Origin of the sequence: Kineococcus auxinigenes, from assembly GCF_050871525.1 — a bacterium.
Classification (GTDB): Bacteria; Actinomycetota; Actinomycetes; order Actinomycetales; family Kineococcaceae; genus Kineococcus.
Map to the genome: position 1 here is coordinate 1 of NZ_JBKBCT010000190.1, position 532 is coordinate 532.

Here is a 532-nt window from a genome sequence, read left to right on the forward strand (position 1 = left end):
AGACCTCTACGATTTGATGGACTGGCGTTCCACATGTCCGCCAGGCCAGTCGATTGAGCTTGATGACGGCTTCTATCACGTCACCTTGCTTAGCAGCCAACCTGCGTCCGGCGTGATGGGGGACAATCAACTCGTTGGCATATATCTACAGCAGCTGCCTGAGATGCCAAAGCTCAGATACAGCGGCGTGCCAACGTTGTGCTGACCCGCAGCCGTTGGCAGTCCGCTCTCGGCCAGAAGCGGCCGTTAGACAGTTGGACCATGTCCGTCGACCAGACCCAGAAAGACCATGCAAATTGAAGAGCTGTATCAAGCCATTGGAAAGCTCGCGCTCCGAAGTGCCACCGACCTCAACGGTAGGTTGCTGGTGTATGCGGAAGTCCAAACCGGCGTGATTGAGTCGGCGTTGTTCTACGAGCGCGGTGATGCCCGAGTGGTGACATTCCGGCATTGCAACGATGAGTTACTGAGCGCCCTGTATGAGATTTGGGAGCGCTGGCAAGAGGTCCCAGGTAACGAGGCGTGGTTCTGT

Annotated in this window: 1 protein-coding gene and 1 pseudogene; both read left to right on the forward strand. The window is 56.6% G+C overall.

Annotation, left to right across the window (positions count from 1 at the left end; translation table 11 throughout):
* Positions 1 to 205 (forward strand): annotated as a pseudogene (locus ACRYR9_RS19960) (hypothetical protein); the annotation flags it as partial.
* A gap of 84 nt (positions 206 to 289) precedes the next feature.
* Positions 290 to 532 (forward strand): hypothetical protein (locus tag ACRYR9_RS19965; RefSeq protein WP_432540248.1); only part of this gene is annotated, 243 nt, incomplete at its 3' end.